The organism is Promicromonospora kroppenstedtii DSM 19349 (assembly GCF_000515355.1).
Taxonomy (GTDB): Bacteria; Actinomycetota; Actinomycetes; order Actinomycetales; family Cellulomonadaceae; genus Promicromonospora; species Promicromonospora kroppenstedtii.
In genome coordinates this window covers 137,783-138,947 of record NZ_KI911744.1, presented here as the reverse complement: position 1 = coordinate 138,947, position 1,165 = coordinate 137,783, and the positions used below count along the sequence as shown (strand labels likewise).

2 protein-coding genes are annotated in these 1,165 nt (G+C 71.4%); one reads left to right on the top strand and one right to left on the bottom strand.

The genetic code is table 11. The features are described from left to right. Nucleotides 1–128: 128 nt before the first annotated feature. Entirely contained in the window at nt 129–365 is a 237-nt protein-coding gene (gene rpmB / locus PROKR_RS24845; protein ID WP_036968968.1) for a 50S ribosomal protein L28, read from the bottom strand. A gap of 125 nt (nt 366–490) precedes the next feature. Here rpmB and PROKR_RS31030 point away from each other — a divergent pair. Then, nucleotides 491–1,165, top strand: a 675-nt coding sequence (locus PROKR_RS31030) for a GTP-binding protein (protein ID WP_281171760.1), incomplete at its 3' end; no start/stop codon positions are given.

The window sequence follows — 1,165 nt, the reverse complement described above, 5'->3', positions numbered from 1 at the left end:
GGCCTGGCGCTCGTCGGCCGGCAGGTCGAGCCTGCGCAGGGTGCGGCGCAGCTCGGCGCGCCGCTCGGCGTACCGGGCGACCAGCTCGCGGCGCCGGGTGTCGGCGGCGATCTTCGACTTCTTGGCCATCAGATCTTCTCCCCTCTTGCCAGGATCTGGGCGACGACCACGTCGATCCCCTTGCGATCGATGGTCTTGATGCCCTTGGCGCTCACCCGCAGCGTGACGTTGCGGCCGAGCGACGGAACCCAGTAGCGCTTCTTCTGGATGTTGGGGTCGAACCGCCGCTTGGTCCGCACGTGGGAGTGCGAAATCGAGTGGCCGAACCCCGGCACGGTGCCCAGCACCTGGCATCTGGCTGACACATGACCTCCTGTCGCGGCGAGCTGGCCGCCGCTGGTGAGAACCGTTCTCATATCGCGCTACAGTGAACCAGAACTGAGAACGGTTATCAATTATTCCGGGGCTCGCCCCCGGGCGAGGAGGCAGCATGTACCGAACCGGAGACCGCCGCGGAATCATCCCGGTGAGCGTCCTGGCCACCATCGACCCCGTGCTACGCGAGTCCGCGCTCTTCGGCCTGCTGACCGACGCCCCCGGCGTCGTCGCGACGCGGCACGACATCTACGAGGACCACCTCCGGCGGGTCGTCCTCGACGCCACCGGCGTCATCGAGGACGTGCTCGTCCCGCTCGAGCACGCCTGCCTGTCCTGCGCCGTCCGCGAGGACGCCGTGCCCACCATCGCCCGCCTCGCCCGCGACGGCCGCTGGGACCACGTGCTGCTCGCCCTGCCCACCAGCGCCGAACCCCTGCCCGCGGCCCGCGCCCTCGCCGCCGAGACCGTGCGCGGCGACCTCGACCACACCCGCATCGCCACCTCCTTCAGCGTGGTCGACATCGACACCCTCCAGCACGACCTGCTCGGCGACGACACGCTCCTCGAGCGCGGCCTCGGCCTCACCACCGGCGACGAACGCTCCGTGGGCGAGGCGCTCGCGGCCCAGATCGAGCAAGCGGATCTCGTGGTGACCCACACCTCGCACGCCGAGCCCGCCGAGGCGCCGTCGGCCACACCGTCGGGTCTGCTGGACCGGCTGCGCGGTGCCGGGACACGCCGGGTCGACGGGCTGCACTCCCTGACGGCCGCGGCGCTCGCCGCCGCC